Origin of the sequence: Nocardia brasiliensis, assembly GCF_042691675.1 — a bacterium.
In the GTDB taxonomy this organism is placed as follows: domain Bacteria; phylum Actinomycetota; class Actinomycetes; order Mycobacteriales; family Mycobacteriaceae; genus Nocardia; species Nocardia brasiliensis_D.
In genome coordinates this window covers 2,507,062-2,521,621 of sequence record NZ_CP170507.1, presented here as the reverse complement: position 1 = coordinate 2,521,621, position 14,560 = coordinate 2,507,062, and the positions used below count along the sequence as shown (strand labels likewise).

The following is a 14,560-nucleotide window of genomic DNA, read 5'->3' as shown; positions in this document are numbered from 1 at the left end:
ATGGCGCGCTATCTGACTCTGCGGGTGCTGCAAGCGGCATGGGTGCTGTGGGCGGCGTTCACCATCTCCTTCGTGGTGCTCTACCTGTTGCCCGCCGATCCCATCTCGATCGCGGCCGACGGCGCCGGTGCGGGCACACCGGTGGACAAAGCGGCCATCGCCGAACTACAGGCCCGCTACGGGCTGGATCGCCCACTGTGGGACCAGTATTGGGCGGCGCTCGGGCACGCGGTGCACGGCGACCTCGGACATTCGATCGGCACCGGGCAGCCGGTCACCGACGCCATCGGCGACGCGCTGCCGTCGACGCTCGGATTAGCCGGGCTGGCCTTGCTTTTCGCGACTATCGGCGGCGTGGCGCTGGCGCTGGCCGCGACCTACACCCGGCGGCCATGGCTGCGCACCGCCCTCGGCGCGCTCCCCTCGCTCGGGGTGTCGGTGCCGACCTTCTGGACCGGCCTGCTACTGCTGCAACTGTTCTCGTTCCACTGGCGGCTCGCCCCCGCCTTCGGCGGTCACGGCTTCGCGGGCACCGTACTGCCCGCGCTCACGCTGGCCCTGCCGATCGGTGCGGTGATCGCCCAGGTGCTGGCCTCGGGACTGGCATCGACCTGGCGGCTGCCGTTTGTGGACGTAGCGCTGGCGAAGGGTGGTTCGCGCTGGTGGGTGCAGCGCAAGCACGTGCTGCGCCCGGCCAGCGTGCCCACCTTCACCATCGCGGGGGTGCTGGTCGGCAACATGCTCGCCGGATCGGTCGTGGTGGAAACCGTCTTCGCCCGCCAGGGCGTCGGGCGCCTCACCCAGACCGCTGTGCTGGCCCAGGACATTCCGGTGGTGCAGGGCGTCGTCCTGCTCACCTCGCTGGTCTTCGTCACGGTGAATCTCGCGGTGGATCTGCTGTATCCGCTGCTCGACCCGCGCATCGCCGCGCGTTCCGGGCGCGCGGCCCCGGCTGAGAAGACGCCCGCCGAGCTCGGCGGCACTGCCGAAAAGGTGGCCATTCATGGTTGACGTCATCGATGAAGGGCGGCGCGCGACCTTCCCGCGGCTGGGCGGCCCGGTCCTGCGCTGGAAGTGGTTGCGCGACAATGCGGTACTGACCTTGTCCGGGCTGGTCGCGGCGCTCGCCGTCGGCTGGGCACTCTTTCCTTCGATATTCGCCGGTGGTGATTCGCTGACCGGGGTACCTGCGCAGAAGTTCCAAAGCCCCAGTGCGCAGCATTGGTTCGGCACCGACAATCTCGGGCGCGATCTCTACACGCGCATGGTGCACGGTGCCGGGCTTTCGCTCACCGCCACGCTCGCGGCGGTCGGCATCGCGCTGATCGCGGGATCAATTCTCGGCCTGCTGTCGGGGGCGGCCGGTGGCGTGGTGGACACCGTGGTCATGCGCTTCGTCGATGTGCTGCTGTCGATTCCGGCGCTGCTGCTGTCGCTGGCACTGGTCACCGCGCTCGGCTTCGGCACCCGCAATGTGGCGATCGCGGTGGGTGTCTCGCTGGTCGCCAACTTCGCGCGAGTGTTGCGCTCGGAAGTGCTGCGGGTGCGCCACGCGGTGTACGTCGAGGCCGCGCGGGCATCCGGTGTCCGCTGGTACACGGTGCTGCTGCGGCACGTGCTGCCCAACTCCTACCAGCCGGTGCTCGCGCTGGCCGCCGTCGAGTTCGGCATGGCCGTGCTCTCGGTCTCGGCGCTGAGCTTCCTCGGCTACGGCGCGAAACCACCGACCCCAGAATGGGGCTCGCTCATCTCAGAGGGCCGCAACTACCTCGCCACCGCCTGGTGGATGACCACGCTGCCCGGCCTGGTCATCATCGCGGTCGTCTTGGCCGCCCAGCGTCTCGGGCGCGCCGCAGGAAGGAACGAATAGCCATGACCACTTCTCCGTCCCGGGAGGCCGGTCCGCTGTTGCGGATCGACAACCTCCGCGTCCGTTACCGTTCCGACTCCGGCCCGGTCACCGCATTGGCCGGGGTGTCGCTGAGTGTCTCGCGGGGCGAAGTGGTGGCACTGGTCGGCGAATCCGGTTCGGGCAAGTCGACTCTCGCGCAGGCGGTGATCGGCCTGCTCGGGGCGAACGCCGAAATCACCGGCGGGACGATCGCATTCGACGGGAAGGTCATCGATACCCGCTCCGAACGGGCGTTGCGGCAGCTGCGTGGTGCCCGGATCGGCTTCGTGCCGCAAAATCCCGGGTTGTCGCTGAATCCGGTACGGCGCGTCGGCGACCAGGTGGCCGAGGCACTGGTGGTGCATCGGCTGGCCGACCGGCGGTCGGCGCGCGAGCGGGCGATCGAGCTGCTGGCCGATGCCGGACTGGATCGGCCGGAACTGCGGGAGGTGCAGTACCCGCATGAGCTGTCGGGCGGGCAACGGCAGCGGGTGCTCATCGCGTCCGCGCTGGCCTGCCAGCCCGAGCTGGTGATCGCGGACGAGCCGACCAGCGCGCTGGACGCCACGGTGGCGCGACGGGTGCTCGATCAGCTGGCGAGACAGATCGCGGCCAACGGCACCGCCGTGCTGCTGATCACGCACGATCTCGCGGTGGCCGCCGAGCGGGCGGATCGGCTTGTCGTCTTGAGCGGCGGTGAGATCGTGGAGAGCGGTCCGACCGCGACGGTGCTGGCCGAGCCGCGCCATCCGTATACGAAGCGGCTGCTCGCGGCGTCGCCGAGCCTGGCGCCCGCGGGTGCCTATCGGACGCCGAAGCCGCGTACGGGTACCCCACTGCTCGCGCTGCGCGAGGTACGCAAGCGTTTCCGCGCGCAGGCGGGCGGGTCGGTGACGGCGGTCGCCGGGGTCGGCTTCGAACTCGGTCGCGGCGAAACACTGTCGCTGGTAGGCGAATCCGGTTCCGGCAAGTCGACCACGGCGCGCATCGCGCTGCGGCTCACCGAGCCCGACAGCGGACGCGTCACCTTCGACGGGCACGAGCTGACCCGGGTTCGCGGATCGCGGCTGCGGGCGCTGCGCAAGCGGTTCCAGGTGGTGTATCAGAACCCGTATTCGTCGTTGGATCCCCGGTGGCGGGTGGGCACCATCATCGAGGAACCGTTGCGCGCCTATGGCGTCGGCGATCGCGCGGCCAGGCAGGCGCGGATCGCCGAACTGCTCGGTCAGGTGGCGCTGCCGGAGCATTTCGCGCAGCGCCGCCCCGCGGAACTGTCCGGCGGACAACGCCAGCGCGTCGCCATCGCCCGTGCCCTTGCCCTGCATCCGGACCTATTGGTGCTGGACGAACCGGTCTCCGCCCTCGACGCCTCGGTCCAGGCCCAGATTTTGGAGCTGCTCGACCGGCTGCAAGCCGAACTGGCACTGAGTTACCTGTTCATCTCGCACGACCTCGCGGTGGTCCGCCGGATCAGCGATCACGTGGCGGTCATGCGGCACGGACGCATCGTCGAATCCGGGCCCACCGCACAGATTTTCGGAAACCCACAGCACGAATACACCCGTGAGCTGTTGTCCGCCATCCCTACCCCCGCCGTCGCGAAAGGACCAGCCTGATGTCGGATTCGACCTACCGCCACAGCCGGATACTCGTCCGCACCGACCGGCGCGCGGGCTGCCGGAGCAGACCGGAGCGGGCCGCATCGCTGCCCGCCATGGCGAAACGCTGGTGGCGCACACACCTGCGCGCGCCCGGGCACGCCGCCGCCCTGTGGCAGCACGCGCTGTTCTTCGCGCCCGACGCCGCGGGCACCGGCAGCCACCCGGCCGCACGGCAGTGCCTCGACTGGAAGGGAACCCACTGATGGCCGATTCCGACTTCTTTGTGGCGGTGGAACTCGCCGGGACGGGCGTGCATCCGGCGTCGTGGCGGCGGGCGGACTCGCGGGCCGAGGACCTGTTCACCGGTGCGTACTGGGTCGATGCGATCACGGCGGCCGAAAACGCCGGTGTCGACGCGGTATTCGTGCCCGACTCGTTCGGTATGCAGCCCGGCGGGCCCGGTGCCGGGCGCGGCAGGCTCGACGCGGTGGCGATCGCCGCCCGAGTGGCGGCGGCAACACGGCGCATCGGCCTGCTGCCGCAGGCGCCCGTGACACACACCGAGCCGTTCCATCTGGCCAAGGCCATCCAGAGTCTGGATTTCGCCACGCTAGGGCGCGCGGGCTGGGAGGTCACCGTCTCCGAGGGTGCCGAGCAGGCACGGGCATTCGGGCGCAAGAGCGCACAGGACGCCGCGTCGCTGTGGCACGAGGCGGACGAGGCGATCGAGGTGGTAACCCGATTGTGGGACAGCTGGGAGGACGACGCGGAAATCCGTGATGCGCCCACCGGGCGCTTCATCGACCGGGACAAGCTGCACTACATCGACTTCGCCGGGGACAACTTCTCGGTGCGTGGGCCGTCGATCACGCCGCGTTCCCCGCAGGGGCAATCGATCATCGCGGTACGTGCGGCGGACGACGCCAGTACGGCTGTAGCGGTGCAACGCGGCGATCTGATCCGCATTGCCGCAGGCGATCTCGATTCGGCGCGCGTCCTGCGTACCGCGCTGCGCACGGCGGTACTGGCCGCTGATCGCGACCCCGATTCGGTGCACGTCTTGCTCGATATCGACCTCCACCTGGCAGATTCAGCGGACACGGCCAACGATGAAGTGGTTCAGCTCGACCGGTGGGCCGTCGCCGAGCTGACCGCACCAACGAGCCTGCGGCACATCGGCACTCCAGCGGCGCTGCGCGAATTGCTCACCACCATCGAAAATTCCGGCGCCGCCGACGGCGTCGTACTCCGCCCGCTCGCGGTACCGACCGCGGTGCGCCACCTCGGCGCATTGGCACGCGAACCGCACTCCGCCGGCACATTGCGCGATCGTCTCGGCCTGCCTCGACCGATCAGCCGCTACACCGACCGCACCACGATCAACGAAGGGACACCGGCGTGACCGGCAAACCACGCAAGCGCATCCACCTCGCGGCCCACTTCCCCGGTGTCAACAACACCACCGTCTGGGCCGATCCGGCGTCCAAGAGCCAGGTCGACTTCGAGTCCTTCGTGCATCTGGCGAAGACCGCGGAACGCGGCCTGTTCGACTTCTTCTTCCTGGCCGAGGGTCTGCGGCTGCGTGAACACCTCGGGCGCATCCACGATCTGGACGTGGTCGGCCGGCCGGACACCTTCACCGTGCTCAACGCGTTGGCCGGGGTGACCGACAAACTCGGCCTCGCGGGCACCATCAACAGCACCTACAACGAGCCGTTCGAACTGGCCAAGCAGTTCGCCTCGCTGGATCATCTATCCGGCGGTCGCGCGGCTTGGAACGTCGTCACCTCCTCCGACGCATTCACCGGCGAAAACTTCCGCCGCGGCGGCTATCTCGAACACGGGCAGCGCTACCAGCGCGCCGCGGAGGTCGTCGAGGTGACCCGCAAGCTGTGGGACAGCTGGGCCGCCGACACACTGGTCATCGACCGGACCGCCGGGGTGTTCGCCCGCGAGATCCCCGAAACCCGGCACCGCGGTGCCCAATTCGACATCGCGGGACGGTTTGTGCTGCCGCCGAGCCCGCAGGGGCACCCGGTGTTGTTGCAGGCGGGCGATTCCGACGACGGCCGTGAGTTCGGGGCCGCCGCGGCCGACGCGATCTTCACCGGCCACGGCACGCTGGCAGCGGGGCAACGCTTCTACGCCGATGTCAAGGGCAGGCTGGCGAAATACGGGCGGACGCCGGACGAGCTGAAAATCCTTCCAGCGGCCACCTTCGTGCTCGGCGACAGCGCGCAGGACGCCGAGGACCGCGCCCGTCACATCCGGCGCCAGCAGGTCGGCCCGCAGACCGCCATCGCCTTCCTCGAACAGGTTTGGGGCCGTGACCTTTCCGGCTACGACCCGGACGGCCCGCTGCCCGACGTCGAACCGACCGACAATGTCACCATCACCCGCGGCCGGGTGCGCCACGCCAAGGACCCGCGCGCCGTCGCCGAAGCGTGGCGGGCCAAGGCCGAGGCGGAAAACCTCAGCATCCGTGAGCTGATCATCGAGGTCACCGCGCGCCAGCAGTTCGTCGGCACGCCCGCCGCGGTCGCCGAGCAGATCGACACCTATGTCCAGGCCGACGCCAGCGACGGATTCATTCTCGTCCCACACCTCACCCCGGGCGGGCTGGACGAATTCGTCGACCGGGTCGTCCCCGAACTGCAGGAGCGCGGCAGCTTCCGCACCGAATACCGCGGCACCACCCTGCGCGACCACCTCGGTTTACGCCATCCGCACCGGCACACCACCGCCCACGAAGGAGCACGAGCGTCATGACAACCAGCATCAGCACCGTTTTCGAAACCGAATGGGCACAGTGGCGGCACACCAGGGAAGAGCAGCTGCGCGACCCCCTCGGCTTCCTCAGCCTCACCGGGTTGCATTGGCTCACCGACCAACCCGAGCGGCTGCCCGACCTGCCCGGCACCTGGTGGGTCACCGACCACAAGGTGTTCATCACCGCACAGCCCGCCGACCGTCTGACATTCGACGGCGTCGGCATCGCAGGCGTGCAGATCATCAAGCCCGCGGAGGGTGCGGCGGGACTCATTGTGCGGCACGAGCATCGGGGGCTCGAGGTGGTCCGCCGCACCGGCCGCTACGGGGTACGGGTGCACGACCCGGCCGCGCCGACACTGCTGAGTTTCAACGGCGTCCCCAGCTACGCGCCCGACCCGCGCTGGGTCGTGCCGGGCCGGTTCACCCCGTTCGACGAGCCGCGGACGGTGACCACCGGCGCGGTGATCGACGGTCTCGAGCACCACCACACCGCCTCGGGCACCATCGAATTCAGCATCGGCGAGGCCACCGAGCGAGTCATCGCGTTCGGCGCTCCCACCGACCTTCGGGTGCTGTTCACCGACGCCACCAGCGGTATCACCACCTATCCGGCGGCACGTTCGCTCGCCGTCGGCGCGCCGGACGCGCACGGCACAGTACGCCTCGACTTCAATCGCGCGGCGAATCTGCCCTGCGCCTTCACCGATTTCGCGACCTGCCCGCTCGCGCCCGCGGAGAACCGGCTGCGGGTGGCCATCGAAGCGGGCGAACAGCATCCACGGCTGGGGAGGAATTCATGACGGTCCCACTATCGATCCTCGATCTGTCCCCGATCAGTGCCGGATCCACCGCGCAGCAGGCGCTGCGCAACACCGTCGATCTCGCGCAGCACGCGGAACAGTGGGGCTACCACCGTTATTGGCTCGCCGAGCACCACTTCGTCTCGGTGGCCAGCTCCGCATCGATCACGCTGATCGGGCTGGTCGCGGCGGCCACTTCGCGAATCCGGGTGGGGTCGGCGGCCGTTCAGGTCGGCCACCACACCTCGGCGTCGATCGTGGAAGCGTTCGGCACCATCGACGCCCTGTATCCGGGCCGCCTCGACCTCGGCCTCGGCCGGTCCGGCCATCGCCGCAGCCAGTACGGATCGGAACCATCTCATCCGAAGGGCAGTCACCCCAGGGTCGACACGGCCACCGGGCGGACCACCATCCGGGACGGCGTGGTGGTGCCGCCGCCGTTCGATCCGGGCCGGATCGCCGACCGGTCCAAGTTCCTCGCCTCGATCAGCGCGCTGCAACAACGCGGCGCGCAGCCACTGGACTTCGCCGAACAGGTCGACGAGGTGCGCGCGCTGCTCGGCGGGCACTTCGTGAGCCCGGAAGGTGTTGCCCTGCACGCTGTTCCGGGCGAGGGCGCACAGGTGGAGCTGTGGTTGTTCGGCAGCTCGGGTGGGGAGAGCGCGGAGCTCGCCGGTCGGCTCGGGCTGCCGTTCGTGGCGGCGTATCACGTGTCCCCCGGCACCGCCCTGGACGCGGTCGAGGCCTACCGGGCGGCCTTCCGCCCATCGGATCGGCTGGCCGAGCCGTACGTGGTGGTCTCGGCGGATGTGGTCGTCGCCGGTGACGACGCCACCGCGCAACGCCTCGCCGCCAGCTACGGCCACTGGGTGCACAGCATCCGCAGCGGAGCGGGCGCCGCCGACTACCTCGACCCGGCCACCGCCACCCCGCTGACCCCGGAGCAGCACCGCCTCGTCGCCGATCGCCTGGCAACCCAATTCGTCGGCGCGCCCGGCACCGTCGTCGAGCGGCTGGCAGCACTACAGCACGTCACCGGGGCCGACGAACTCCTGGTCACCAGCGTCACCTACCGGCACGCCGACCGGTTGGCATCGCATCGCCTGCTCGCCGAGGCATGGGGGCTACGCGCGGCCCGCGCCGCCTGAGTCACGGAGGCGAGCACCCGTCATAGCGTCGAAGGCACCGGAGGAGCTCGCCGGATCGGTATCGGGGAACGGCTGATCCCGCTATACCGATACGGCAAGCTTTCCGAAACCTGTGGGCTTCCGGAATCCATCACGAAACATACATCCCTGCATGTATATTTCCGCTCGATCGGATGACGGAGGATGTGGATGAGGAATACCGCTGCCCGCCGGGGGACCCGCTGGTTCGTCGGAGCGCTCGCCCTACTTGCGGTTTCACAGCTGCTGGTGGCGCCCGGCGCACCGGCCGCACCCGAGGGCGCGGCGGAGTGGACGGCGCTGCACGATGGGCCGCAGCGGTATCCGTCGATGCACATCGAGTGGGATGTGCCGATCACGATGAGCGACGGCACGGTGCTGAAAGCGAATGTCTACCGCCCGGCGGATGCGAACGGTCCGATCGCGACGCCGCTGCCGACCATCGTGAATCTGACGCCTTACACGAAGCTGTTGTCGATGATCGCGCAGACGGCGCTGTCCATTCCGGTGCTGTCGGACGCGGTGGTCGGGTTCCTTCGCGACTTCGAGTTGCCCGGAACACCATTGGAGGCGCTGACCGACGCGACGCGGGTGGCGGGCGGTGGCTTCGGGCGCGCTTTCGGAGTGGACCCCAACCTGGTTCGCAGCGGTTACACCCAGGTCGTCGTCGATGTGCGGGGAACCGGCTTCTCCCAAGGGATCTGGGAACCGTGGGGGCCGAAAGACCAGCAGGACACCCCGGAAGTCATCGCCTGGGCGGCACGCCAACCGTGGTCGGACGGCAATATCGGCATGGCCGGTGCCTCCTATTCGGGAATCAACCAGGTGCAGGCCGCCGAAAAGCAGCCGCCCGCACTGAAAGCCATTGTGCCGGTGGTTCCGGGCAACGACCTGGTGCGCGACATGATCGCCCCGGGCGGCGCGGCCATCGGCATCCTGCTCCCCTACCTGCTGGCGGTCAACGCGGCCAAGCTGATGCCGGACCTCATGTCGCTGCTGCACGGCAGATTCGACACCCAGTGGCTCGTCGATCGGCTGGCCAGCCCGATGTCGTTCATGGACGTCGGAATTCAGACGATGGCCACCAATTCCTTCGACGCCATTCCCCCGCAACTGCAGCAGGTACTCGATCCGGCGAGTCCGATCCGCCAGGCCTGGCTCGGGCATCCCGAACGCATCACCGTGCCCACCTTGGTGATCGGCGGCTGGCACGACAACTTCGTGAACGGGGAACCCCGTATCTACCAGGACATTCCGCTGCCACCCGGGCAGAAGCAGCTGATCATGGGCAACAGCTACCACGTGAACGCGGGCTTCGACATGCGCGGCAAGTCCGGCGAGCCACCCCGCATCGATGTGCTGCAGCGCGTGTGGTTCGACAAGTGGCTCAAGGGTATCGACAACGGCATCGACAACTACGGGCCGGTGACGATGTGGCAGCAGGGCGGCGGCTGGACCAGCGCCGAGCAGTTCCCGCGGCCGGACGCGAGTTACCGGCGGCTGTACCTCTCCGCGACGCCGAGCGGCACCACCGGTACCAGCGTGCACGACGGAACCCTCACCGCCGCACCCACTTCCGAGACGGCGCGACTCACCGTCGCCCCCGGCCTGGCCAGCCTGTGCTCGGCCGACTCGGTCCAGGGCACCGCGGGCATCCTGGTCTTCACCGGCTGCGGCAAGGACGCGAGGGTGCAGGAACTCAGCGGGCTCACCTTCACCAGCCCGCCGGTGGCCGAGCCGACGACAATCTCCGGACCGATCTCGGTGCATCTGAACACCGTGCACGACGCCACCGACGGCTACTGGACCGCGACGCTGAACGATGTTGCCCCCGACGGCCGTTCGGTCACGCTGAGCACCGGTCAGCTGCTGACCTCGATGCGCGCCGTCGACGACGGCAAAAGCCGGCGGTCGCCCGACGGGGCTTACATCGATCCGTATCCGCTACTGTCCCTGGCCGCGCGAAAGCCCGCCGTCCCCGGCGAGCCCACTCAGCTCGACCTCGGCCTCGCTGCCACCGACGCGATATTGCAACCCGGACACCGGCTTCGGGTCGACATCTTCGCGGGCAACTACCCGAAGGGCCTGCCCATCCGCCCCATGCTGGATGCCACCGAGCTCAAACCCCAACACCTGCAACTGGACCCGTCCGCCACCAGCTACGTCAACGTCCCACTCGCGGGCACTCCCGGCTGGTAACCGCGCACCGCGCGGGCGAACAAAAGGTGCGCGGCGGTAGGTGACCTACGCGCTCATCGGCGCCGCGGTGACGCCGTAACCGAGGTTGGTGAGCACCTCGGTGGTCGCCTTGGCGAAGTTCAGGGTGATGAAGTGCAGGCAGGGGGCGCCCTCGTCGATCAGCCGCTGCGCCATCTCGGTGGCGATCTCGATGCCGACCTCGCGCACCGCGGCCTGGTTCCCGTCGGGTGCGTCGCCCGCGGCCTTGTTCAGCCGGTCGAGTACCGACGCGGGCAGCGCACGGCCGCACAACTCTTCGGCCCTGGCCACGGTGCGCAGCGAAGTGATCGGCATCAGCTCGGGGATGATCGGCTTGGCGCCCTCGATCGGGTCGAACTTCGCGATCCGATCGCGCAACCGCAGGTAGTGCTCGACGTCGAAGAACATCTGAGTGATCGAATACTCCGCGCCCGCACGCAGTTTCGCGGCCAGGAAGGCGGTGTCGGAGTCCAGGTCGGGTGAACGATGGTGACCCTGCGGGAACGAGGCGACGCCGACGTGGAAGTCGCCGAGGTCGCGCACGATGCGCACCAGTTCCTCGGCGTAGGCGACGCCCTCGGGGTGCTGGTGCCACTCGCCGAGCGGATCGCCGGGCGGATCGCCGCGCAGCACCAGGATGTTGCGGATGCCCGAATCGGCGTAGGCGCCGACCAGCGAGCGCAATTCGGCCAGGCTGTGGTCGACGGCGGTCAGGTGCGCCACCGGCAGCAGGGTGGTCTCCTGCGCCAGCGCGCCGGTGACCCGCACGGTGCGGTCGCGGGTCGAGCCGCCCGCGCCGTAGGTCATCGAGACGAACGCGGGATGCATCCGCTCGAACTGGCGAACGGCACGCCAGAGGCGCGCCTCGGCGGCGGCGTCCCGCGGCGGATTGAACTCCACGGAGAACGGCACGGCGGCACCCGAATGGGCCCGCAGACTCTGCACAACCGAGGGTGTTCCAGAGACGTCCGGGTGCGTCCGGGGCGGACGGCCTGGGGTCGATCGTCCCCGCGCATTGTCGAAAGTCACCGATTCAGTGTAGTGGTGACCGGCGGCAGCCCTGACGGGTCGTTCCCACCGCCCGCGTATTCTTCGGACCAGACCACACCGGGCCCGCATCCGACAGATCGCGCCCGGGCACCACGCGTCCACCACAATTTTGGAGGCTCCCCTGTCCGCCGGACCCGGTACCCAGACGCCTCACCGCACCTCGGCGGCCGAGCTGATCGCACCGCAGCCGGGGACCCCGGCCTTCGTCGCCGCCGTAGAAGGCGCGCTGACCAGCTTCTTCGCTTCCCGCCGCCGGACCGTCGACGAGCTGGGACCGGTCTTCGTCGAGGCCGCCGACGCATTGCAGCTGTTCGTGCTGCGCGGCGGCAAGCGCACCAGGCCCGCGTTCGCCTGGACCGGCTGGCTCGGTGCGGGCGGCGATGCCGACAGCGCGGCGGCCGACGCGGTGCTCACCGCATGCTCGGCGCTGGAACTCGTCCAAGCGTGCGCGCTGATCCACGACGACATCATCGATTCCTCGCGCACCCGCCGTCGCTTCCCCACCGTGCACGTCGACTTCGAACAGCGCCATCGCGACCGCGGCTGGGCAGGCGACTCCGCGCACTTCGGCGCCAGCGTCGCGATCCTGGTCGGCGACCTGGCGCTGGCCTGGGCCGACGACATGGTGCACGCCTCCGGGCTCGACCCTGCGGCCATCGCCCGGTTCGCGCCGGTGTGGGCGGGCATGCGCACCGAGGTGCTCGGTGGCCAGCTGCTCGACGTCAACGGCGAGGCGGGCGGGGACGAATCGGTCGAGGCCGCGCTGCGGATCAACCGGTACAAGACCGCCGCCTACACCGTCGAACGCCCGCTGCACCTCGGCGCGGCCATTGCCGACGCCGATCAGGACTTGGTCGAGGCCTACCGCACGTTCGGCACCGATATCGGCATCGCCTTCCAACTGCGCGACGACCTGCTCGGCGTGTTCGGCGATCCCGCCGTCACCGGCAAACCGTCCGGCGACGACCTGCGCGAGGGCAAGCGCACCGTGCTGCTCGCCGAGGCACTACGGCGCGCCGACCAGACCGATCCGGCCGCGGCGAAGCTGCTGCGCACCAGCATCGGCACCGATCTCGGTCCGGACGAGGTGGCGCGGCTGCGCGCGGTGCTCACCGAACTGGGCGCGGTGGACGAGGTGGAGCGCCGGATCACCGAGCTCACCGACGCGGGACTGGCCGCCATCGAAACCAGCGCCGCGACCCCGGCGGCGAAGGAGCGGTTGCGCGCCATGGCTTTGGCGGCGACCAAACGCGCCGCGTGAAAGTGGTTGCGGCACCGGCCGGTCGGGTACCCCTGGTCGACGTCGGCGCCGGTCCGATGCGTGCCGCGAAGAGGAGAACCGTATGAAAGACGCTGCCGGACCGAACGATCGCTATCTGCTCGTCCGGGGGATACCGGTCGCGATGCCCGGTCAGGCCAGGCGCGGCGCCGCCCGCCCGGTGAAAACCGTTGCCGGACCGACGGATCGCGTCGTCGTGGTCGGTGCCGGACTGGCGGGACTGTCCGCCGCGCTGTATCTCACCGGTGCGGGTCGCAAGGTCACGCTGCTCGAGCGGGCCGATCATCCGGGCGGGCGGGTCGGCCGCTACCAGGGCCCGGATTACGAGATCGATTCCGGCGCAACCGTGTTGACGCTGCCCGAACTGATCACCGACGCGCTGGCCGCGGTGGGGCGGACACCCGAGACGTGCAAGCCCGCCCTGCGCATCCATCAGCTGGCTCCCAGCTATCACGCGAAATTCGCCGACGGCGCCACCATGCGCGTGTTCGCCGACCCCGAAGCGATGGCCCAGGAGATCGCGCTGACCTGCGGACCGGACCAGGCACGCGGCTACCGGCGGCTGCGGGACTGGCTGGCGCGGATCTACGCGGCGGAATTCGACGATTTCATGGACACCAACTTCGATTCGCCGCTGGACATGGTCCGGGTGCCCGAAAAGCGCAGGGCGCTGGCGGCTTTGCTGCGGCTCGGCGGATTCGGCAGGCTCGGCCCCCGGGTCGAACGGTTCCTCGACGATCCGCGGCTGGCCCGGCTGTTCACCTTCCAGGCGCTCTACGCGGGCCTGCCGCCCGCCGAGGCGCTCGCGGTGTACGGCGCGATCCCACACATGGACACCTCGCTCGGCGTCTACTTCCCGGAGGGCGGGATGCGGGCCATCGCGGAGGCCATGGCCGAGGCATTCACGGCGGCGGGCGGCACGCTGGAGCTGCGCACCGAGGTGACGGGGGTGCACTACGCGGGGCGGCGCGCCGAACGCGTGCGCACCGCGGACGGTCGCCGGTTCGACTGTGACGCACTGGTGCTGACCGTCGACCTCGGGTCCATCGATCGGTTCGGCGTGCGTCGCCGCCGTGGCTTGCGGGCCGCGCCCTCGGCAGTGGTCGCGCATGGCACGGTGCCTGCCGAGATCGCGCGGGCCTGGCCCGTCCAGGCGCACCACACCATCGATTTCGGCGAGGCGTGGGACAAGACGTTCGCCGAGATCGCGGGCCGACGCGGCCGGTTGATGAGCGACCCGTCGTTGTTGCTGACCCGGCCCGCGCTCACCGACCCCGGCCTCTACATCACCCGCGCGGATGGACAGCACGAACCGTTTTCCTTGCTCGCCCCCTGCCCCAATCTCGACGCCGCCCCCTTGGATTGGCCCCGCATCGGCCCCGCCTATCTGCGCGAACTGCTCGGTGTGCTGGAAGTTCGCGGCTATCACGGCATCGCCGCGCATCTCACCGTCGACCATCTCGATACCCCGCAAACCTGGCGGGATCAGGGCATGCTTGCCGGTACTCCGTTCTCCGCGGCCCACCTCTTCCGGCAAACCGGACCATTCCGCACCCGCAATTTTCCGCGCACCAGCGACAACGTAGTTATCGCTGGTTGTGGCACCACCCCGGGGGTCGGAGTGCCGACGACGCTGCTGTCCGGAAAACTGGCGGCAACCCGCATTACCGGTGATATGCGTCCCGCTCGAGATGAAACCCCGCGTACCAGCGGGATAGTGTTCCCTGCGACGCCGTAAACTAGGCGCCGACCTATTCGCTCGCGGTTGCGACCGCTGACCATTC

12 protein-coding genes are annotated in these 14,560 nt (G+C 69.4%); 11 read left to right on the top strand and 1 reads right to left on the bottom strand.

Annotated elements, in window-relative coordinates; genetic code table 11:
* From ACFK0J_RS11790 to ACFK0J_RS11750, 9 genes are all read left to right on the top strand, one after another.
* On the top strand, positions 1-1,011 hold the full coding sequence (locus ACFK0J_RS11790) for an ABC transporter permease (protein ID WP_378739320.1): 1,011 nt from the start codon (positions 1-3) through the stop codon (positions 1,009-1,011).
* Positions 1,004-1,870 carry an ABC transporter permease gene (locus tag ACFK0J_RS11785; protein ID WP_378739318.1) on the top strand — a complete coding sequence of 289 codons (867 nt, stop codon included), beginning with the start codon at positions 1,004-1,006 and terminating at the stop codon, positions 1,868-1,870. The genes ACFK0J_RS11790 and ACFK0J_RS11785 overlap by 8 nt, the downstream gene beginning before the upstream one ends.
* A gap of 2 nt (positions 1,871-1,872) precedes the next feature.
* A complete protein-coding gene (locus tag ACFK0J_RS11780) occupies positions 1,873-3,507 on the top strand; it encodes a dipeptide ABC transporter ATP-binding protein (RefSeq protein WP_378739316.1) in 1,635 nt (544 codons plus the stop codon).
* Positions 3,507-3,755, top strand: a complete 249-nt coding sequence (locus ACFK0J_RS11775; RefSeq protein ID WP_378739314.1) for a hypothetical protein — start codon at positions 3,507-3,509, stop codon at positions 3,753-3,755. The genes ACFK0J_RS11780 and ACFK0J_RS11775 overlap by 1 nt, the downstream gene beginning before the upstream one ends.
* Positions 3,755-4,894, top strand: coding sequence for an LLM class flavin-dependent oxidoreductase (locus tag ACFK0J_RS11770; protein ID WP_378739311.1), 1,140 nt, complete (start codon positions 3,755-3,757; stop codon positions 4,892-4,894). The genes ACFK0J_RS11775 and ACFK0J_RS11770 overlap by 1 nt, the downstream gene beginning before the upstream one ends.
* Positions 4,891-6,261: an NtaA/DmoA family FMN-dependent monooxygenase gene (locus ACFK0J_RS11765; protein ID WP_378739308.1), complete on the top strand. Its 1,371-nt coding sequence runs from the start codon at positions 4,891-4,893 to the stop codon at positions 6,259-6,261. Before ACFK0J_RS11770 ends, ACFK0J_RS11765 begins: the two co-directional genes overlap by 4 nt.
* Positions 6,258-7,064, top strand: a complete 807-nt coding sequence (locus ACFK0J_RS11760) for a DUF1684 domain-containing protein (RefSeq protein ID WP_378739306.1) — start codon at positions 6,258-6,260, stop codon at positions 7,062-7,064. Before ACFK0J_RS11765 ends, ACFK0J_RS11760 begins: the two co-directional genes overlap by 4 nt.
* On the top strand, positions 7,061-8,212 hold the full coding sequence (locus tag ACFK0J_RS11755) for an LLM class flavin-dependent oxidoreductase (protein WP_378739304.1): 1,152 nt from the start codon (positions 7,061-7,063) through the stop codon (positions 8,210-8,212). The genes ACFK0J_RS11760 and ACFK0J_RS11755 overlap by 4 nt, the downstream gene beginning before the upstream one ends.
* Before the next feature lie 189 nt (positions 8,213-8,401).
* Positions 8,402-10,429 carry a CocE/NonD family hydrolase gene (locus ACFK0J_RS11750; RefSeq protein ID WP_378739303.1) on the top strand — a complete coding sequence of 676 codons (2,028 nt, stop codon included), beginning with the start codon at positions 8,402-8,404 and terminating at the stop codon, positions 10,427-10,429.
* Positions 10,430-10,474: 45 nt separating this feature from the next.
* Here the strand turns inward: ACFK0J_RS11750 and ACFK0J_RS11745 are convergent, their stop codons facing one another.
* Positions 10,475-11,476: a methylenetetrahydrofolate reductase gene (locus ACFK0J_RS11745; RefSeq protein WP_378739301.1), complete on the bottom strand. Its 1,002-nt coding sequence runs from the start codon at positions 11,474-11,476 to the stop codon at positions 10,475-10,477.
* Positions 11,477-11,606: 130 nt separating this feature from the next.
* Here ACFK0J_RS11745 and ACFK0J_RS11740 point away from each other — a divergent pair, with 130 nt between their 5' ends.
* Both ACFK0J_RS11740 and crtI read left to right on the top strand, forming a co-directional pair.
* Positions 11,607-12,758, top strand: a complete 1,152-nt coding sequence (locus tag ACFK0J_RS11740; protein ID WP_378739300.1) for a polyprenyl synthetase family protein — start codon at positions 11,607-11,609, stop codon at positions 12,756-12,758.
* A 142-nt stretch (positions 12,759-12,900) separates the two neighbouring features.
* Positions 12,901-14,514, top strand: coding sequence for a phytoene desaturase family protein (crtI, locus tag ACFK0J_RS11735; RefSeq protein WP_378742769.1), 1,614 nt, complete (start codon positions 12,901-12,903; stop codon positions 14,512-14,514).
* Positions 14,515-14,560 lie beyond the last annotated feature (46 nt).